This is a genomic window from Pirellulales bacterium (assembly GCA_035546535.1).
Taxonomy (GTDB): Bacteria; Planctomycetota; Planctomycetia; order Pirellulales; family JACPPG01; genus JACPPG01.
In genome coordinates, this window is sequence record DASZWQ010000025.1 from 1 (window position 1) to 18,449 (window position 18,449).

17 protein-coding genes are annotated in these 18,449 nt (G+C 62.4%); 9 read left to right on the forward strand and 8 right to left on the reverse strand.

What is annotated here, in order from left to right; genetic code table 11:
- Positions 1-159 precede the first annotated feature (159 nt).
- On the reverse strand, positions 160-1,221 hold the full coding sequence (locus tag VHD36_03140) for an SGNH/GDSL hydrolase family protein (GenBank protein ID HVU86288.1): 1,062 nt from the start codon (positions 1,219-1,221) through the stop codon (positions 160-162).
- Between the two features lie 261 nt (positions 1,222-1,482).
- Between VHD36_03140 and VHD36_03145 the strand changes: the two genes are divergently transcribed.
- The 3 genes from VHD36_03145 to VHD36_03155 are packed head-to-tail and all read left to right on the forward strand — an operon-like array spanning position 1,483 to position 3,270.
- Complete coding sequence (locus VHD36_03145; protein HVU86289.1) at positions 1,483-2,088, forward strand: hypothetical protein; 606 nt, start codon at positions 1,483-1,485, stop codon at positions 2,086-2,088.
- Positions 2,081-2,485 (forward strand): transcriptional regulator, encoded by a 405-nt coding sequence (locus VHD36_03150; GenBank protein ID HVU86290.1) that lies wholly within the window; start codon positions 2,081-2,083, stop codon positions 2,483-2,485. Before VHD36_03145 ends, VHD36_03150 begins: the two co-directional genes overlap by 8 nt.
- Before the next feature lie 41 nt (positions 2,486-2,526).
- Positions 2,527-3,270: a di-trans,poly-cis-decaprenylcistransferase gene (locus tag VHD36_03155; protein HVU86291.1), complete on the forward strand. Its 744-nt coding sequence runs from the start codon at positions 2,527-2,529 to the stop codon at positions 3,268-3,270.
- A 287-nt stretch (positions 3,271-3,557) separates the two neighbouring features.
- Here VHD36_03155 and VHD36_03160 read toward each other — a convergent pair whose 3' ends face one another.
- The gene (locus VHD36_03160; GenBank protein HVU86292.1) at positions 3,558-4,979 is read right to left on the reverse strand and encodes a sialate O-acetylesterase; all 1,422 of its coding nucleotides are present in this window, start codon (positions 4,977-4,979) and stop codon (positions 3,558-3,560) included.
- Positions 4,980-5,229: 250 nt separating this feature from the next.
- Between VHD36_03160 and VHD36_03165 the strand changes: the two genes are divergently transcribed.
- From VHD36_03165 to VHD36_03175, 3 genes are all read left to right on the forward strand, one after another.
- Positions 5,230-6,222 carry a M28 family peptidase gene (locus VHD36_03165; protein HVU86293.1) on the forward strand — a complete coding sequence of 331 codons (993 nt, stop codon included), beginning with the start codon at positions 5,230-5,232 and terminating at the stop codon, positions 6,220-6,222.
- A gap of 32 nt (positions 6,223-6,254) precedes the next feature.
- Entirely contained in the window at positions 6,255-6,719 is a 465-nt protein-coding gene (locus VHD36_03170; protein HVU86294.1) for a hypothetical protein, read from the forward strand.
- A gap of 334 nt (positions 6,720-7,053) precedes the next feature.
- Entirely contained in the window at positions 7,054-7,704 is a 651-nt protein-coding gene (locus VHD36_03175; protein HVU86295.1) for a hypothetical protein, read from the forward strand.
- A gap of 22 nt (positions 7,705-7,726) precedes the next feature.
- Here the strand turns inward: VHD36_03175 and VHD36_03180 are convergent, their stop codons facing one another.
- The 4 genes from VHD36_03180 to rimO form a co-directional block, all read right to left on the reverse strand.
- Entirely contained in the window at positions 7,727-8,836 is a 1,110-nt protein-coding gene (locus VHD36_03180) for a Gfo/Idh/MocA family oxidoreductase (GenBank protein HVU86296.1), read from the reverse strand.
- 110 nt (positions 8,837-8,946) lie between these two features.
- On the reverse strand, positions 8,947-9,987 hold the full coding sequence (locus VHD36_03185; protein ID HVU86297.1) for a CPBP family intramembrane glutamic endopeptidase: 1,041 nt from the start codon (positions 9,985-9,987) through the stop codon (positions 8,947-8,949).
- Positions 9,988-10,100: 113 nt separating this feature from the next.
- Positions 10,101-10,691 (reverse strand): CDP-diacylglycerol--glycerol-3-phosphate 3-phosphatidyltransferase, encoded by a 591-nt coding sequence (pgsA, locus tag VHD36_03190; GenBank protein ID HVU86298.1) that lies wholly within the window; start codon positions 10,689-10,691, stop codon positions 10,101-10,103.
- A gap of 12 nt (positions 10,692-10,703) precedes the next feature.
- Positions 10,704-12,116, reverse strand: a complete 1,413-nt coding sequence (gene rimO / locus VHD36_03195; protein HVU86299.1) for a 30S ribosomal protein S12 methylthiotransferase RimO — start codon at positions 12,114-12,116, stop codon at positions 10,704-10,706.
- 429 nt (positions 12,117-12,545) lie between these two features.
- On the opposite strand from rimO, the gene VHD36_03200 reads away from it, so the two are divergent.
- Positions 12,546-13,322, forward strand: a complete 777-nt coding sequence (locus VHD36_03200; GenBank protein ID HVU86300.1) for an ImmA/IrrE family metallo-endopeptidase — start codon at positions 12,546-12,548, stop codon at positions 13,320-13,322.
- A 30-nt stretch (positions 13,323-13,352) separates the two neighbouring features.
- Here VHD36_03200 and VHD36_03205 read toward each other — a convergent pair whose 3' ends face one another.
- Together VHD36_03205 and VHD36_03210 are read right to left on the reverse strand one after the other, a co-directional pair.
- Positions 13,353-14,207 carry a hypothetical protein gene (locus VHD36_03205; GenBank protein HVU86301.1) on the reverse strand — a complete coding sequence of 285 codons (855 nt, stop codon included), beginning with the start codon at positions 14,205-14,207 and terminating at the stop codon, positions 13,353-13,355.
- Between the two features lie 10 nt (positions 14,208-14,217).
- A complete protein-coding gene (locus VHD36_03210; protein ID HVU86302.1) occupies positions 14,218-14,931 on the reverse strand; it encodes a PTS sugar transporter subunit IIA in 714 nt (237 codons plus the stop codon).
- 357 nt (positions 14,932-15,288) lie between these two features.
- Here VHD36_03210 and VHD36_03215 point away from each other — a divergent pair, with 357 nt between their 5' ends.
- The gene (locus tag VHD36_03215; GenBank protein HVU86303.1) at positions 15,289-16,791 is read left to right on the forward strand and encodes a UDP-N-acetylmuramoyl-L-alanyl-D-glutamate--2,6-diaminopimelate ligase; all 1,503 of its coding nucleotides are present in this window, start codon (positions 15,289-15,291) and stop codon (positions 16,789-16,791) included.
- Between the two features lie 27 nt (positions 16,792-16,818).
- Positions 16,819-18,216 carry a UDP-N-acetylmuramoyl-tripeptide--D-alanyl-D-alanine ligase gene (murF, locus tag VHD36_03220; GenBank protein ID HVU86304.1) on the forward strand — a complete coding sequence of 466 codons (1,398 nt, stop codon included), beginning with the start codon at positions 16,819-16,821 and terminating at the stop codon, positions 18,214-18,216.
- The last annotated feature ends 233 nt before the right edge of the window (positions 18,217-18,449 follow it).

An 18,449-nucleotide genomic window follows, 5' to 3' on the forward strand; every position in this document is an offset into this window, starting at 1 on the left:
GAACTCAACGGGCTGCGACATCGCAGGGATGCGATGGCAAAATATCGACGTAAGTCGTTATTTTGCGAGTCGTGCGAAGCTTTGCTTCGCACTTGGCGAGGTTGAAAAAAGCCACGAGGGCTTTTTTCAACAGGCTGTTAGACGCCCACGGGCGTTTTATCACAGCGACTTGCGGATCGCGCGGCTTCGATGGGCCGCGGCAATTAGGGACGCCAGCCCCAGCCCCAACAGGGCGCATGCCGAGGGCTCAGGCGCGATCACATACGGACTGACATCGAAATAAGACGTGGTGTTGGTGTGAGACACACCGGCCTGGGTGAGGATGTACTGATCGGTCAGGTAAGTGACCGGATCGTGATAGGCCAGGTTGTCTGCCATCAGAATCGCGTTGGCCATCAATCCTTGTATGACGGTACCGGGATGGAAGCCGTCGCTGAGGAATTCGTTCGTGCCGCCGGTTCCGCCGGTGTCAGTCATCGTTACTCCGCCCACGATCGACGAGGTGAGCGAGCTTTGGGCGACAGCGTACATGTCGATGACCGGAAAATGGTGCTCCTTGGCCAGCGCGAGAATCTGCTGGTTGAGGGATTGAATCACCAGCGACACGGCGGCTCGCTGCGTGGCGTTGGGATAGTGAGAACGGTATTGGGGCGTCAAGCCGAGATCGGGAACCGTCGCCAGAATCATGTGCGTGTTAGGATTCTCGGCCAACGTTGCATTAACCGACGCGGTGATGTTCGCCATGATGCTGGAGACGTAGGCGATCTCGGTGGGATCGTTCAGCGGGTTGTAGGAATGATTTGCGGCGTTGTTGTAAATGGTGGTGTAGGGCGAGCCGTTGAAATCATTCGCGCCGATCATCTCCACGACGAGCTTGATGTTGCCGGCCGTGATATTCGCTTGCAGATTGCCGACCTGCCCGGAAAGATCGGTCGATTTTTCGCCCGCCACCGCGGCGTCGTAAGTCAGCAGCGTTTGGCCAAGCACGGAAGCTGGCGGGCCGAAGTTGTAGCCATTCTGCGCAAGCAGATCGACCCAATTGAATTGCGTGCCGTTGTAGAAAATGCTGTAGTTGAACTCTGGCGCTAGCGGCAACCAGAAGGAATATTGCATCGACATGCTGTCGCCGTAGACGCCGATGCCATCGCCGGTGAGAACGCCGGCACGTAGTGTCGCGGCAAACGCCACGATAAGAACGAAGCAACCTGTCGTGATCCTCACGAGCGCATCTCCCCGTACCTCTGGTCAAGTTGTTTGACCCGTGCGCGCCCCAGCGACTCCCCGAGTGCTGCGAGTATAGCCGAATTATCTGCGCGGCGTGGAAAACCGATCGATTTCGGTTGGTAATTGACCGGCTGTCGAGAGCCTGCGCGATCGGGAGAACGCAGAAGATTACCCCTACTTCGACTCTTGACCTGACTCACTTTGCAATGTAAAGTATTCGTCGTCGCAGGCCGCCTTAGTTTCCGGCGAGGCAGCACCGTGGAATACAACGAAGCGCTCTCACAGATTTCCGAGATTCATGCCCATCTCGCCAAGGGGGAGATTTATCGCGGCTTTCGTTCGATTCCGGTGGCGATTTCCGGGCTGGTGGGATTCGCGGCCGCACTGCTCGCCCCACGATTGTCGCCCAGCAGCGATTTGTTCGGCGCTCTCGAGTATTGGGTCGTGGCCGGTGTGATCTGCGGCCTGGTCGGCTTTTCGGAAACCGCCGTCAACTATGTGGTGCACGAAGACGCTCCCGCGCGTCGCCGCTCGCGCCGCGTGCTGGGTCAATTCGTGCCGGGATTGGTGGCGGGAACGGGGCTCACGTGGTGCATCGCGCGGGCTGGCGATGCGTATCTGCCGATGTTGCCAGGTCTATGGGCCGTGGTGTTTGGACTCGCCATTTTTTCCGCCCGACCCTACCTGCCGCGCGCGAGCGGCTGGGTCGCGCTGTGGTACCTGGCCGCCGGATTGTTGTGGATTTCAATTCGGCCCGCGGATGCCTGGCAATTTGCTTGGATCGTCGCGGGCACCTTCGGCATCGGGCAGTTCGGCGCGGCGGTTGTGTTGTTTTGGAATGTGGAGCGACTCGATCATGTCTAAACGATCGAACTCGAATCCGGCCGCTACGATCGCCAGCGGTCGCTTTGCCTACCAGGGCTTGGAACGCGTGCTGCACGAAAAGGCACGGCTGGGGATCATGACCTCGCTCGTCACGCGGCCCGAGGGGTTGCTCTTCAACGAGCTGAAGCGCCTGTGCGAGCTGACCGACGGCAATCTCAGCCGGCATCTCGACACACTGCGCGAAGCGGGGCTCGTGGAATTATGGAAGGGATTCGAGAACAAGCGGCCGCAGACGTTGTGCCGGCTATCGCGCGCCGGTCGCGATCGCTTCTTGAAATATCTTGCTGAGTTGGAACGCGTCGTTCATGACGCGCAACATTCGGCCGAGCACAAGCCGGCGCCGTCGTCGTTGCCGCCGGGCTGGGTGCCGGTTTAGAGGGTAAACACGCAAGTTTTTTTTTGCCAGGAGGCTTTGCGATGCAAAGCAGTTGCTCGCGGAAATCTCTTCGCCATATCGCCATCATCATGGACGGCAACGGCCGTTGGGCCCAACGGCGCGGCGCGCCGCGCACCGACGGGCACCAGGCCGGCGGTGAGGCGGTCCGACGCGTCGTCGAAGCCGCGCCCGACCTGGGGATCGGCACGCTCACGCTGTTCGCCTTCGCGGCGGCCAACTGGCAAAGGCCGGCCTCGGAAGTCGCCGCGCTCATGAAGCTGTTTCACGAGTACCTCGTTAACGAAACCGAATTGTGTTGTCGCAAAGGCGTGCGGCTGTCGCTGGTGGGGCGGCGCGATCGATTACCCCCTTCGCTGCGCACCACGATCGCGGCGGCCGAGCAAGTGACCCGCCCGGGCGGGACCTTGCACCTGCGGTTGGCGATCGATTACTCCTCGCGCGAGTCGATCGTCGCGGCAGCGCGCCGCATGGCGGCAACGCGCGGCTGCGGCGAAATATCAATCGAAGATTTTTCGCGTTTGGTCGCTGCCGATCGGGGCGTCGATGACGACGTGCCCGAGGTCGACCTGGTGATACGGACGGGCGGCGAGCGGCGATTGAGCGACTTTCTGTTGTGGGAAAGCGCGTTTGCCGAGCTCTATTTCACCGACCGCATGTGGCCGGAATTCACCGCCGATGATCTGGCCGCGGCCGTCGCCGATTTCGAGCGTCGCGATCGCCGCTTCGGTCGTATCTCGACTGAGAGCCTGGCGCCGGCCCTTTAGATGCACGAGAGCGCTGCGGCGCGTTTTGAAGGTGCCAAAGACCTCATCCACAGATTACACAGATTGATTGATGAAGCGTGCTAACACTCCCGGCAAATCCATTCTAAAAATCTGCGCCATCTCTGTAATCTGCGGATGCATTTTTGTCCCGACAGTTGCCATGGAACATGGACCTCGGCGAGCCACGATCAAACGAAGCAGATGCTGCGAGGCGGTTACGAAAAAGCCTCTCCCCGCGCGGGCGGGGAGAGGCTTCGGATCCGCATTAAAATCGCAACAGACGAGCTTTACTTCGGCTTCGTCGAATACGGGAAGTCGTCCGTGCGGAAGGGCGAAGCAGGCAACCCGGCGCCGTTATACAGGTTCACGAGCGGGTAGTTCGCCCATCCCATCCGCACGCCGACCGGTTCCTTCACGGCCGGGCTGCTGACGACGACCTTGTCTCCTTGCAACTCGGCGTGAGCATTCACGAACTTCTGATCCTTGCCGGCAATCGTGAAGCCGTACAGCTCGCCGCTGCCGCCGCGGGCAACCAGTCCACCGTCGGTGTGCTTGAAGCTGAGCACGACCTTGTTGCCGTCGATCTTTTGCTCGTAGTACTCGGGGCCGGAATAGGGAACTTTTTCGGCGTACGCGAGGGCCCGCGCCGCTAAGGCCAGGCGACCCCCGACGGGCGCCTTCCACTTCGGATGAATGTCGGCCTCATCGCCGTAGTCAGTAATCACGGCCATGCCGACCGACGGTAACGATTGGGTGGAATACAACTGCGAGTCGCGCAACTCGGCCCAGGCACAATCCTTGGGCTCGAAGTCGATCTTCATGAACGGCGCTAACTGCACGAGCAGGAAGGGGAAATCGCCTTGGCCCCATTTGGCGCGCCAATCTTTGATCATCGTGGGGAAGAGAGTGCGATATTCGTAAGCGCGGCCGGCGTTCGACTCGCCCTGGTACCAGATAGCGCCGCGAATGGCGTACGGCAACAGCGGATGGATCATGGCGTTGTAGAGTCCTGCCGGGCTGTTCGGGCTTTCGGTCGCGGGGGCCGAGCCGTAGTTCTTCAATGAGGGTTCCGCGGCCAGCGCCTCGTGGCTTGTCCAGGCTTCGGCCGGCGTGCCGCCATAATTGGTGCTGATCATGCCGACCGGCACTTTCAACTGTTGCTGCAGGTCGCGCCCAAAGTGATAGGCCACGGCCGAAAAGTCACCGACACTTTGCGGACCGCATTCGACCCACTTGGCGTCGACGTCGGTCTGCGGCTGCGGCGTGGCGCGGCGCGGAATCGTGATCAAACGGATCTGCGGATTGGCCGAGTCCTTGACGACTTGCTGGGGGTTGTCGCTTTGATTCACCGACCATTGCATGTTCGATTGCCCGCTGGCGATCCAGACCTCGCCCACCAGCACGTTGGGAATCTTGATCGTGTTTTCACCGGCGATCGTCAATTCGAAGGGTCCGCCCGCCTTCAAGGGCGCGAGCTCCGCGCGAAAGCGCCCGTCTTTGCCCGTCGCGGTGACGGTCTGCCCCTGGATCGAGATCGTTACTTTTTCGCCATCGGCGGCGGTACCCCAGACGGGAACTTTGACGCCCTGTTGCAGGACTGCACCGTCAGAAAAGAGCGCGGCGGGCTTCACGGCGGCGGATGCCGCATTGGCGAAAAGAGACAGCACGCCGAGAGCGAACAGCGAATACGCGAGCGAGCGAGACTTCATCGATCGGACTCCTGCGGTGGGAAAGTGCGGTGGGTCGTCGAGGCGCCTTCAAACGCGACCTCGAACGCGGGCCTAGTATAGCCGCCGGCGGGGCGAAACTCACGCAGCCCGAGAAACAGGGTACCCTTCGACCGTAAAATCAGACTGGGCAAGGCGAAATGCCCGCTTCGGGGTAGAATACGAAACGGGGCCAGTTCCGTCACCGGCGGCGAATCGCCGCAGATTTCCGAAGGGATGCGGAGAGACGATTGTGAACAAGCGAGTTTCCGGACAGACCTGGTTCCTGGCGAGCGTGATCGCGGCCAGTTGCGCCGCGGTGGCGTACGTCGTTTTGGTCGATGCCCCCTCGCGACAGATCTCGGCGGCGGGGCCCGCGAAACGATTGTCGCTAGAGAAGATCCCCTTTGACGGCACCCAGGCCTATGAGTATTTGCAGGATATCTGCGCGCTGGGCTCGCGTGTCAGCGGCTCGCCCGGCATGATCCGCCAGCAGGAAATCCTGCGCGAGCATTTCGAGAAGCAGGGAGCGAAGGTGGAAATGCAGCCATTCCGCGTACGCCACCCGGTGGAAGGCACTGCCGTGGAAATGGCGAACATGATCATTCAGTGGCAGCCGGATAAAAAGGATCGGCTGCTGGTCGCCGCGCACTACGACACGCGGCCCCGGCCCGATCAAGACCCGGTCGACCCGCGGGGACCGTTCCTCGGCGCCAACGACGGCGCCAGCGGCGTGGCGCTATTGATGCAGCTGGGTGAATACGTGAAATCGCTGGACGGCAAGCTGGGTGTCGACTTCGTGCTGTTCGATGGCGAGGAGTTCATCTTCAGCGATCGCGACGAGTATTTTCTCGGGTCGACCCATTTTGCCGAGGATTACGTGGCCCATCCTCCCGGCCACAGGTACAAGGCGGGCGTCCTGCTCGACATGATCGGGGACAAAGACCTCGAGATTTATCAGGAGGGGAACAGCGTTGATTGGCCCGCTTCGCGCTCCGTGGTAAATTCGGTGTGGGCCATGGCCAAGAAGCTGGGCGTCCGTGAGTTCGTGCCTCGCGTGGGCGTGACGATCAACGACGATCACATACCGCTCAACCGCAAGGCCAAGATTCCGACGTGCGACGTGATCGATTTTGATTATCCGTACTGGCACACGCGCGGCGACACCGCCGACAAATGCTCGGCGCTCTCGCTGGCCAAGGTTGGCTGGGTAATCAGCGAGTGGCTGAAGAAGTCGGTGCAATAAACCCCACGGGGCAGGCAAGGTCAGAGTGGTGCATGGCCGGAGTGCTCTTTCCCGCCGGAGTCCTTGGTCTGGCAGTCGCCATGCTCGTGGCGCATCGCGCCAGTTGGCAGCGAGCACAAGCGCGTATCCGCAACGCCGTCGACCTGGCGTTTCGCTATAGCCAGTTCCGCCGCCGGATGCAGTCCAGTTCCCTGCTGGCGTTGATCGGGCCGACGATGCTCGTTGGCATGCAGCTATCGCCCGATCGATCGCCGAAGTTGTATGTGACACTTTGGCTTATGGTCACATTGGCCACCTGCTGGATCGGTTGGTTGGCGGTCGTGGACGCCGTGGCTTCGGCCCGGCATTTCCGCCGGCTCGGACGCGAACGAGCCATCGCGCGGGACGGGCTGAAGCGCGAGTTCGAGCGCATTATCGCCGCGCGAACTTCGGCCGACTCGGACCCCACGAGCACAGATTTCGAAACGCCGCCGTCGACCGAAGCGGATCGTGTGTGACCCGGTCGTCCCGAGCGGAATCCAAGGAGAGCTTGTTTCTCCCGATTCGTGCCTGAAATTCCCTTGGCGCGTGCAAGATCCCAGCGAGCGGCGGCGCGAGGCCCGGGAGTTCGGGCAAAGGTTAAGGCCGAATTGACGTGTTCGGACGAACGTCTTACGATTGGCGCAGTCGCTGCGACCGTGGCGGTCGAACCGAGGATCGATTGGGGCAGGGCCAACGCATTTCCGGACACCAACAGGTGCGCCAGATGCGCGATTACCGACTCGGCGACTGAACAGAACGAAGGGCATTCACGCGGCTTCGCCATAAGAGGCGCGGCCGGGATAAATTATCATGGACGGCGTGCGGATTTCGGTGGCGCTTGCGCCGCTTACGCTCTACTTGCTCTTGCTCGCGTGGCTCAATTTGCTCCGCCGGCCGGTGCTCGTGACCGGCACGCGTGATATCGCGGCTCTGGGTTTCGGCATCTCGGGCATGCTGTTGGTGGGCCCGATCGAACTTTTGCACCCGATTAGCGCGGTGAATCAACTCGGCCCCTATATCTGGGTACTTTCCGTCGGGCTCTATTCGCTGAGCCTGGCTTTGTGGATCTTGTTCGCCCGGCCGCGGCTGACGGTTTACAACATCTCGGTCGACCAGTTGCGGCCGCTCTTGGCCACGGCCATCGAAGGGCTCGATTCGCAGTATCGCTGGGCCGGCACTTGCCTGTCGCTACCGAACCTCGACGTACAACTGCACCTGGAAAGCAACGGCTTGATGCGGAACGTCTCGCTGGTGGCCAACGGCGACCGGCAGAATCCGGCGGGCTGGCGGCAGCTCGAATTGGCGCTCGCCCAGCAGTTGGTACCGGCACAAGCCCGACCGAACGTGTGGGGCCCCGGGCTTTCCGTGGCGGCACTCCTGATGGGCGCCGTCGTTGCCTGGTATGCGCCGTTGAGCCACACCATCGTGATCGCGGCGCTGCGTGACATGCTGCCGTTTTAGCCGCCTGCCGCCGATCGACCGATTACTTTTTGGCGGCCGCTTTCGCCTTGGCATCAAGCGAACGTGCCTTGAGCGTAGGATCGCTCTTCAGGGGCAGCTGAACGGCTCGCCCGGTTTCCGCCGCCTTGTAGATAGCCAGAATGATCTCGACGCTGCGGCGTCCCTGCGCTCCGTCGATCGCCGGATCGCGATTCTTTGCGATCGCTTCGGCCACATCGCGGAACTGCAGCGTGTGGCCGTGGTGGCCGATCGCCGCCGGGTCGCTTGCGCCGCCGCCGGTGCTTTTCTTTTCGCCCATCTGCTTGTAAATCGCCCCGTCACGTGCTCGCTTCTTGGCGAAGTCCCACTTCACGATGTCTTCCTCTTCCATCACGGCCGAGCCCGTCGAGCCGTGGATCTCGATGCGCTTCAAGTAGCCGGGGAAGGCTGCGGTGCTGGCCTCGATGACGCCGAGCGCACCATTGGCAAAGCGAATCGTGGCGACGGCCGTATCTTCGACCGCGATGCGCTCGTGGGCCAGAAGGCCCGTTTGTGCGCTGATTTCCACGGCCGGTCCCATGAACCAGGTAAGCAAGTCGACGCTGTGAATCGCCTGGTTCATAAGCGCCCCGCCGCCGTCGAGCTTCCAAGTGCCCCGCCAAGCGCCGCTGTCGTAATACGATTGCGGCCGGAACCATTTCACGTACGCATCGCCCATCGTGAGTCGGCCGAAGCGCCCTTCGTCCAGCGCCCGGCGGATCATCTGGCTGGAGGTGTGGAAGCGCGAGGGAAAGATCGCCGACAGCTTCACGTTCGCCTTGCGGCACGCCCCGATGATCTTGTCGCAGCGCGAAAGGGTAATTTCGAGCGGCTTTTCCACGATCACATGTTTGCCGGCCTTGGCCGCGGCGACCGCCGGCTCCATATGCGCGCCGCTGGGCGTGCCGATCGTGACGACGTCGACCGCCGGGTCGGCGAGCATCTGGTTGAGATCATGGTAGGCCCGGCAACCAGTTTCGGCCGCCAGACGATCGGCGGCGGCGGGAAACGCATCGAAGCAGGCCGCGAGCTTCGCGCCGCGCACGTCCGCGATCGCCCGGGCGTGAAACTTCGCGATCATCCCACAACCGATAACGCCGAAACCAAGTCCCATCGCGGTGCTGTCTCCTGGAGCATTTGTCTCGCGCAGGCCGACGACACGACCCCGCTGCGCGAGCGGCGAAAAGCCGGATTATAGTGACACGCGCCGTCGGTCACCAGCACTTACGAGGCCGAAGTGACCATGATGAACGTGGAGAACGCATTGAGCGACGCATGCGTCACGATGCTCGGCCAGATGCGGTGCGTTTGTCGATACAAATACCCCAGCACCAAGGCAAAGAAAAATAGCGGTACCGCGCTGGGGCCATATTCGAGATGCACGATGGCGAAGATAAACGAGCTCAGCACAATCGGCATTGCCGACGGCTCGGGTGCTGAAACAAGTGCGCGAGCATACGTTTCCGCAGCCGGCGGCGCGGCGATTTCGGTGAAAAGAACCGGTCGTGCCGCATCTGGATTTTTTTCAAGCTCCGTGGCCGGTGCCGGCTTATCAGCAGAATGGTCAACGCCTCGCTCGGCAAAGCGCGCCTCGAGCCATCCCTGCAGGACCACACGGAAGAAAAACTCTTCGGTCACAGGCGCCACAATCACTGCGGTTAGGGCGGTGGCCAGCAGCATGAGCGGGCTCGGATGCGATTGCAGGACATCGGTCACCGGGTGCTCGGCCGGGATGAAATGCGAGGCCGTCCACTGGATGAGGTAGATCGGAATGCTGGCGGCGACAAAACCCGCGAAGCCCAGTCGGAAATCGCGCGGCAATTGCGAGCAGTCGATCCCCAAGTCCAATAGATTGGCCCCACGCGAGCGCAGCCACGCGACGCCGACCGCCAGCGCGAGGGCCGTCCCGCAAGCGCCAGCAACAATCAGGGTGAAGGTTCGCGACGTCTTGGACTCGGCTTTATCTGAGTCGGCCTCTGCGTCGGCAGTGCTACTCTCCGAGGACTTCTCTGTTGCAGCTGTCGTGGCGACTTCGGCCGATTCGTGAACTGCCACTGCTTCGCTATCGTCCCGTCCAGGCATGCTCACCACCGCTAATCGAGCGCATAGTCCCACGATCGCAATCGTGCTTACGGCCACGATCACCACGTCGCGCGGCCCCCACGGGACTGGCACACGTGGTTCGTACGGAACGGCGGGATGCCCGGCCGAGCGCAGCGCGAAGATATAGTTCCACAGCGCGACGCAGCCGATCACGATCGCCACGATCAAGCCAAGTTGCACGGCGCCGATTGGAACCATCGAATGCCCAGCGAAACCCGAGGCCTGCCAGATGCCACCGCGGAGCGGCGTGACAACGTCATGCCGGCATCAGCCGACTAATTGTTCAGCATGTTGACCGCGGCGCGAATATAGACCAGGCCCGAGTAGATCGTGAGCAGCACCGCGGACCAGATGCTGGCAATGAGCAGGTATTCGATCACAACCGGTACGGTATCCGGCTCGTAAGAGAGATAAAACAGCGCTGTGCCGATTGCCACGCATTGCAGAACCATTTTCAACTTGCCCGACATGCTCGCCGAAAAATCGGCCCCTTGCTGTTCGAGAAAGCTGCGCAATGCGGTCACCAGTAGCTCCCGCCCGACGATCACCACGACCATCCAGGCCTGCAGGTAATGCTGTAGTTCGGGAATCGCGGCCAGGAAGATGAAGCTACCGCAGACGATGATCTTGTCGGCAAACGGATCAAGGATCCGGCCGAGCGTCGTCACCATGCCGTAACGGCGGGCCAGATAGCCGTCGACCCAATCGGTCGAAGCCGCCACCAGAAATACTACGAAAGCCGCTATGTAAAGCTTGAAAGCGATCAACGCAAAGAGCACGATCGACAGCGCCAGCCGTAGCGCCGTCAGTTGATTAGGCAGATTGAAGGCCGTCGCCGTGGCCATGTTTTTCGTGCTCACCGTCATGGCTCCGCTCGCTTATCGTGGTTTGCCCACCGCCGCGGCAATCAGGTCGTACCCGTGCGCGGCCACGATTTCGCTTTTCACCAGTCGGCCAGGGCGCAGGCCCCTACCAGTAACATAGACCACGGTATCGACGTCGGGGGCATCGGCATACGTGCGGCCGATCCAGGCGTCCTTTTCTTCGGGCACCGGCCGATCGATCAGTACGTCAAAGGTTTGCCCGACGCGCGATGCACTGAACCGAAGGGCAATCTCCTGCTGTACGCCCATCAACTCGTTGCGCCGCGACTCTTTGACCGCTTCGTCCACGTGGTCCGGCAAACGGGCTGCCGGCGTATCGGGCTCGAACGAATAGGTAAACACGCCCAGCCGCTCGAAGTTCTGCTCGCGCACGAAATCCACCAGCTCTGCGAACTGCTCATCCGTTTCGCCCGGGAAACCAGCAATGAAGGTGGTGCGCATGACCAGGTTCGGAATGCGTCGCCGCAGTTTCACGAGCAGCGCCTCGGTTTCCTGCCGATTCACGCGCCGTTGCATGCGCCGCAACATCGTGTCGTTGATGTGCTGGAGCGGCATATCGAGATACGGAACGATGCGTTTGGCGCTGGCGACGACTTCGACAAGCTCGTCGGTGAAGTACATCGGATACAGGTACATCACCCGGATCCAATCGAGCCCCTCGACCTGATCCAACTCGGCCAAGAGTTCGGCCAGTCGTGGCCGACCGTACAGATCCAGCCCGTAGTAAGTCGTGTCCTGGGCCACGATGTTCAGCTCGCGGACGCCATCGGCCACCAGCTCACGGGCTTCGGCGAGCACTTCTTCGATCGGCTTGGTGGCGTGCTTGCCGCGCATCTTGGGGATCGCGCAAAAGGTACAGAGCCGGTCGCAACCCTCGGAGATTTTCAAATAGGCGAAGTGCCGCGGCGTGATGCGCAACCGGCTGCGGTCCGACAAAGGCGCCGCCGGGGCCGGCTGAAAAACGCTGCGTTGCTCGTGCAGTCCGCCGATCATGCGGTCGGCCACCTTGGTGACCGATTCGCGGCCAAAAACGCCGACGATGTAGTCGATCTCGGGGCACTGCTGGAGCAGGGATTCTTTTTCGCGCTCGGCCAGACAGCCCGAGACGATCACGCCCCGGGTGCCGCCGCGCCGCTTGAGCTCGAGCATTTCACGAATGGCACCGTAGGACTCGGTCCGCGCCTGCTCGATGAAACCGCAGGTATTGACCACCACAAGGTCCGCCCCCTGCGGCTCCGGAACCAGGCGATATCCATCCAACTGCAAGAGGCCCAGCATGCGCTCGCTATCGACCAGGTTCTTCGGGCAACCGAGGCTGATGAAGGAGTAGGTGCCCTTCTCGGGCCCCCCCTTGGTTTGGGCAGGGGGCGCCTCAGGCCTGGTTGGTCGGTCGACGATGGGAAGCAAACGGACAACTCCGTAAAAATGCAACGGTTGAAACGCGCGCCGGTGAGCACTACCGCGCGACGACGCCTACGGCCGCCCGAACTGCGGCGTGATGCGACTCGCCCCGAACTTCTGAAATGCTACTGGATTACCGTCCGGCTGACGACCCGAACCCCGCACCCCCATTCTCGATGGTCGGGCGCGATTGACAAGAGACCACGATGCTAAGCGATTATGCAGCCGGCGAATGTTGTATGTGCGGTCGCCTCTGCGTCACGTTGCGCCATCCACGAGTTACCACGCCCTATATGGCCCCGTTGCAGTCAACGAGTTACCCGCCGACAGCTGTCTAGTCCGGGCGAGTTTTTCAACGTGACTTGGAACTAACTCTGGAAGTTAGCCACTCCTGCTGTATAGTGTACATAAGTATACTTATTGGCGGAGGGCAAGATGCTCCCAGAGATTCCGGCCGAAGAGCTGGCCGCCTGTCTCGATCGGACCGCTGCGCGACTTCTGAAGCGCTGCGCCGTGCGTCGGCCTCCGGTCGACGCCTTGCGCATGGCGGCGGCACTGGGGATCGAAATCGCCTTTGACGCGGGCCAGGCGATTCGGGCGCGGTACGTCGAGTTGCGCGCCGCGCGCGGCGGCAATCCACGACCTGCCATCCTGCTGCGGCCCGAGCCGCGTTCGGAGCGGCGTCAATGGGCCGTGGCGCACGAATTGGGGGAGCGCGAGGCGGCGGTCGTCTTCCAACGCCTGGCGATCGACCCCCGCGCCGCGCCGCCGACGGCGCGCGAATGGGTGGCCAATCAATTGGCGAATCGCATTCTGCTGCCGACCCGCTGGCTAGCGGCCGCGGGCGCGGCATGCGGCTGGGATTTGCTCGCGCTGAAAGAACGATTTTCCACTGCCAGCCACGAGCTCATTGCGCGTCGCATGCTCGAGTTCGAGCCCCCCGTGGTGGTCACGATTTTCGATCATGGCAAGCTGTCGTTTCGCCAGGGCAATCGCGGCGGGCGGTTGGCCCTCACGCCGCTGGAACGCACGTGCTGGCGCTCGTCGCATCTCAATGGCGTCATCGACGCGCGCGCCGACGCGGGCTATACCGTCCGCTGCTGGCCAGTGCACGAACCCGAGTGGAAGCGGGAATTGCTGCGGCTGGATGTACTCGACGAGCCCGAGATGTGGTGCATCGGTGAACCGGCGATGTGCGAGGAATGCGGTTGACGAATCGGCAATGCCTTCAGGCAGGGCCCATCAAACGTCGATCAGCCGTGTTAACGTGGCGCGAAGTTCGTCGATGACGAGCGGTTGGGAGAGCACTGCTGCGGCGCCGGCTTCACGAAGTTGGCGCTCGTCCTCGACGCGGGGAAAGTTAGCGAGCGCGAGCCATCGCGTCGCAGGACAGTCGGACGCCAGTCGGCGTAATTGTTCGAGAGCTTCCGCGTCGCAAGATCCGGCGTCGTAGATGCCGAGTACCGGCTGCGGATTCGCAGCAGCATCTTCGGCCTCACAGCGATGGGCGCGGTAACCGAACCCCGTGCATGCCTCCACGAGCAGCGCTGCCATATCGCGCAATGGGCTGGAAATCGCAACCCTTGCTTCACCGCGATCGCTCAAGTTTGTGTCCGCGCGAAGCAGCCGTTCCTCATCCGTCGCCGTCAGCGGCAATGACAGCGCGCCAAATTCACCTTGTTCCCACGCGGCCAGTTCCTCTGCGAACCAGGCTGGCCAGCGATGCCAATAGACGCGCGGTACGGCCGGCCAGGGATGGCCCGTGCGTGCTTCGCCTTCGCACCACGAGCCGAGGAGGCCGACGACGCGCGTCAGCGGTGCCTGTTGTCGGAGCGACTCGACAACTTCTGCAGTGAATTCACCGGGCCGAGCGGCCAGTACGACGCACAGATCGGGCTCTACCTCGCACGCGAGTTCGCCGCGCCAGGCCGTTTGCACCGTAGCCTCGGTGTGCGCAAAGATTTGCTCGACGCACACGCGAAACTCCTCACGCGCCGTGTCCCCGAGCAGCACGACGCGCAGCGGCCAGCAGGCCGGCTTTTTCGCGGCCGCGGTTTGCCATGTGGCGTTCGAAATCTCGCCAAGTGGCGAGTGCATCGCGTGTTCGCTAATTCGGCAGGTTCCTTTCCTGCTCGGCGATAATCTCGTGAGCGTCGAGGGCACTGCTCGCCCCCCGCAGCGCGATCAGGAACGAGGGCTCGGCCAGCAGTCGGCTCAGTCGCGCCAGGGTGCGCAGGTGCCCGCGATCGTCGGTCGAGCAAATCAAGAAGAAAACGTCGGTGAGCAGGCCGCGGCGGCTGGCAAAAGGCAGGCCACGCTCCGTGACCCCCAACGCCAGGAAAGGGCGCTCAAGGATATTCGAAAGCGGTCGCCGCGGGTGTAGCAACGCCACGCCTGTTTCGAGCGCCGTGGGAAACATGTCCTCGCGCGTGCGCACGGCCTCGGCCATTTTGCCGGGATCCCACAGCCAACCCGTGCGCCCGGCGAGGTCGACTATCGACGTGATCACCGAGTTGCGCGTGCGGGCCGGCAACGGAATTTCAATGGCCGCCGCGGGCAGCATGTCGGCAATCGATATCGTGGGCTCGTCCGAAGCCGCCTGGTCACGCGCGAGCGCCTCTTCGACGCGGGCCAGCTCATGGGCATCGGAAAGTCCGATGCGCTCTTCCAGCCAGTGATGAATTGCGGCCGGGGCGAACCGCCAGGCACCGCCCACTCTGCGGCCGGGCAGTTTGCCTCGTTCCGCAAGCTTCGTGACCTGGCTCAGATCGAGGTGCAGGTAGTCGGCCAACTTCGTGAGGTCGAAATCTTCGTCCGGCATGATTGTCACGCACGAAACATGAACAAAAGACGAATGCTTGCGCAGGCCTGGTGAAATGGGATTGCGCGCCGAGGCCCGTGCTGGCAGGCTTCATTGTCTCGTCATCTTGCCGGAATTGTCCAGCCCAGCCGCGTCCGACGTGGGCAAACGAGCCGCGGGACCGACCTTGACACAAAGCAAGAATTTCGAGAAAGTCCCGCCGCGATTCGAGCAATCGACCTGCACACGTTCGCGATCTTAATCGCGGGCCTACAGGAATTATCGCCCCGCCACTCACCAGGATGGTTCGAGTGGCCAAGAAAAAGACGTGCAAGCAAATCCCGTTCACCGCGACTGCCGGCATGGAGGCCGTAGGGCATGGAGCGTCGGACCCCCATGGTCCGCGGCGTCAGTCTTCGCGAGTTGCTGCCCGAGGCGCAGTTGCTTGGTGCTGACGATATCCGCGTGCAAAGCTGCACGAGCGACTCGCGCCGCTGCCGGCCGGGTGACCTGTTCATCGCGCTCGTGGGCTCGCAGCACGATGGCCATGATTTCGCTGCCGAAGCCGTGAAGCGTGGCGCTGCTGCAGTGCTCGCCAATCGTCCGCTGGCCGGAATTGGCGTGCCGACTTGCTTTGTTCCCGACACGGCAGCCGCCCATGGTCTGGTCTGTCAGGCGCTTGTCGATCACCCGTCGCGACGCTTGCGTGTGATCGGTGTGACCGGGACCAATGGAAAAACAACGACTACGCACCTGATTGCCGGGATTCTTTCGGCGGCGGGGTATCGCCTCGGCATGCTCGGGACGCTGGGTTATTGCGACGGAGAGGTTGTCGCGCCGGCCGATCATACGACGCCCCCTGCTCCGGCGCTCGCGTCGTGGTTGGCTCGCATGGAAGCCAATGGGTGCACGCACGCCGTACTCGAGGCCTCGAGTCATGCTTTGGCTCAGCAGCGTCTCGCGGGCGTTGACGTCGACGTCGCCTGCGTGACCAATGTTCGCCACGATCATTTCGATTACCACGGATCGCAGCGTCGGTACATCGCCGCCAAGAGTCGGCTATTCGAGTTGCTGGCGCCCGAGGGCGTGGCCATCGTCAATGGTGACGATGCCGGGAGCGCCGCTTGTGCGGCGCGCTACGACGGCCCGCTCGTGTCGGTGGGCGTCGAGTCGCCGGCCGAGATCACAGCCACGTTCTTGTCGCAATATCCTAGCGAGCAAACTTTCTTGCTCGACACGGGTAGCGAGGCTGTGCCGGTGCGCACGACCTTGATCGGGCGGCACAATGTCTATAACTGCCTGGTGGCTGCCGGGGTGGGGCTGGTTTACGGCGTCGACATCGCGACGATCGTCCGCGGCATCGAGTCGGTGCAGTTCGTGCCGGGCCGGCTTGAGCGACTTGAGTGCGGCCAGCCGTTCAGTGTTTTTGTTGACTACGCCCATACGCCCGACGCCTTGGCGACCTGCCTCGACGCGTTGCGTGGAGTGACGGAGGGGCGCGTGATCTGCGTCTTTGGTGCTGGCGGCGATCGCGACCGGACTAAGCGTCCGCTGATGGGGCGCGCCGTGGAGTCGCGGGCCGATGTGGCCGTTATCACGAACGACAATCCGCGCAGCGAAGATCCCGACGAAATTGCCTCGCAGATTCTGTCGGGCTGCATCGACGCGACCAGTGCCCAGGTGATTCTCGATCGTGCTGCGGCGATTCGCTGGGCACTCGGCGAGGCCCGGCCTGGCGATTGCGTGCTAATCGCGGGCAAGGGGCACGAAGATTATCAGGAAATCGGCGGCGAGCGTTCGTATTTCGACGATCGCGAGGTCGCCCGTCACTGGCTCTACGAGTCGACTCTGGTGGAAGAGTGGGCTCGCGCCAGCGCCTAACGTGAAGGAACAACTGCAGGCTGTGTCATGACCCGACTATCACTGGCTGAACTTCAAGAGATTCTCGACGCCGACCGCACGGGCGACGAATCGCACGTCGATCGCCCCGCTCTGCGCCTGGATCATATCCGCATTGACAGTCGCGAAGTTCATGCCGGCGATATTTTCCTGGCCTTGCGCGGAAAGCAGCAAGACGGGAGCGTTTTTGCCGCCGACGCCTTCGGGCGTGGTGCCGCGGCCGTGATCGTTGATCGTCCCGGCCTTGTCCCCCCGGAGGGGCGCTGGGTGCTGCAAGTGGACGACACAATGCAGGCATTGCGACGCGCCGCGGATTGGCAGCGCAGCAATTTCACCGGTCGTGTTATTGCGGTGACCGGTAGCGCCGGCAAGACCACGACACGGCAGATGATTGACACGGTGCTCGGGAGTCGACTCTCAGGCACGGCCAGTCCGGCGAATTTCAATAATCATCTGGGCGTGCCTCTGTCGATGCTCCGCTGGCAGGAGAATGACACGTACGCCGTGTTGGAAATGGGCGCCAGCGCCCGCGGCGAGATCGCCGAGCTTTGCTCTTTGGCGAGGCCATCGCTCGGCGTGATTACGAATATTGGCAACGCTCACCTGGGCACTTTCGGCGGTCCGGCGGCGATTGCTTCGGCCAAGGCTGAATTGCTCGAGGCCTTGCCGACCGACGGGCTGGCGGTGCTCAACGGTGATGATCCGCAGTTGCGCCGCATTGCCGAGCGGTCGCGGGCGGTCGTCGAATGGTTCGGCCGTGGCGCGGATTGTGACGTGATGGCGACCGACGTTCGCAGTGCGGACGGTCGGCTTTGTTTCAACGTCGAAGGTCATCGATTCAGCGTGCCCGTCTGGGGCCGGCATCACCTGACCAGTGCCCTGGCGGCCGTGGCGATCGGCCGGGCCTTCGGATTGTCGGTGGCCGAGATCAGTCGGGCCTTGTCGGACTTTGAGCCGCCGCCGATGCGCTGTCAGGTCGACAGCTTCGGCGCGGCGCGCGTGATCAACGACGCTTACAACTCGAACCCATTGGCGATGCGAGCCGCGCTGGAAGTGCTGCGCGAGGATCCGTCGATGGGACACCGGATCGTCGTGTGCGGCGACATGCGAGATTTGGGCGACGACGCCCCGCGGTTGCACCGACAAACGGGTGACGAAGTCGTGACCGTCTGTGGGGCCGACATGCTCGTGGCCTGCGGCGATCACGCCGAAGACATGGTGGCGGGCGCCATCGCGGCAGGTATGCCGCGCGAGCGAGCCGTCGCTTGCCGGGTGCCTGAGGATGCCGAGCCCGTTCTGGCGCGGATCGTCGGCCCTGGCGATGTGGTCCTGGTTAAAGGTTCGCGCGCGATGAACATGGAGCGACTGCTGGCCGGGTTCCCGAAGCCAGCCCGTCGCGCCGCGTGAGCGAATTAAATCCGTCGGAAGCAATTCCGATCACGTCTTAGCGTTTCGCGTTAACAACAATACACGTCAGATTGCTGCAAGCTCCATCGACTGTGCGCTGGATTGCGGGATCCTGCGCGCTGCCCACTCTCCTGGGTAGGAGCATTTAGCTTGTTGGAATCAGCGGCTACTGGGTCAGCCGCTCCGACAAGTGCTTCGCGATGGAGCTTAATACTGAGCACCGGAGCGGCTGC

What these genes read in the sequence shown, in the direction of transcription:
- VHD36_03150 (HVU86290.1), top strand. Translation starts at nt 2,081, where the DNA reads ATGTCTAAACGATCGAACTCGAATCCGGCCGCTACGATCGCCAGCGGT.
- VHD36_03155 (HVU86291.1), top strand. Translation starts at nt 2,527, where the DNA reads ATGCAAAGCAGTTGCTCGCGGAAATCTCTTCGCCATATCGCCATCATC.
- VHD36_03160 (HVU86292.1), bottom strand. Translation starts at nt 4,979, where the DNA reads ATGAAGTCTCGCTCGCTCGCGTATTCGCTGTTCGCTCTCGGCGTGCTG.
- VHD36_03170 (HVU86294.1), top strand. Translation starts at nt 6,255, where the DNA reads ATGGCCGGAGTGCTCTTTCCCGCCGGAGTCCTTGGTCTGGCAGTCGCC.
- VHD36_03175 (HVU86295.1), top strand. Translation starts at nt 7,054, where the DNA reads ATGGACGGCGTGCGGATTTCGGTGGCGCTTGCGCCGCTTACGCTCTAC.
- VHD36_03180 (HVU86296.1), bottom strand. Translation starts at nt 8,836, where the DNA reads ATGGGACTTGGTTTCGGCGTTATCGGTTGTGGGATGATCGCGAAGTTT.
- pgsA (HVU86298.1), bottom strand. Translation starts at nt 10,691, where the DNA reads ATGACGGTGAGCACGAAAAACATGGCCACGGCGACGGCCTTCAATCTG.
- VHD36_03200 (HVU86300.1), top strand. Translation starts at nt 12,546, where the DNA reads ATGCTCCCAGAGATTCCGGCCGAAGAGCTGGCCGCCTGTCTCGATCGG.
- VHD36_03205 (HVU86301.1), bottom strand. Translation starts at nt 14,207, where the DNA reads ATGCACTCGCCACTTGGCGAGATTTCGAACGCCACATGGCAAACCGCG.
- VHD36_03210 (HVU86302.1), bottom strand. Translation starts at nt 14,931, where the DNA reads ATGCCGGACGAAGATTTCGACCTCACGAAGTTGGCCGACTACCTGCAC.
- VHD36_03215 (HVU86303.1), top strand. Translation starts at nt 15,289, where the DNA reads ATGGAGCGTCGGACCCCCATGGTCCGCGGCGTCAGTCTTCGCGAGTTG.
- murF (HVU86304.1), top strand. Translation starts at nt 16,819, where the DNA reads ATGACCCGACTATCACTGGCTGAACTTCAAGAGATTCTCGACGCCGAC.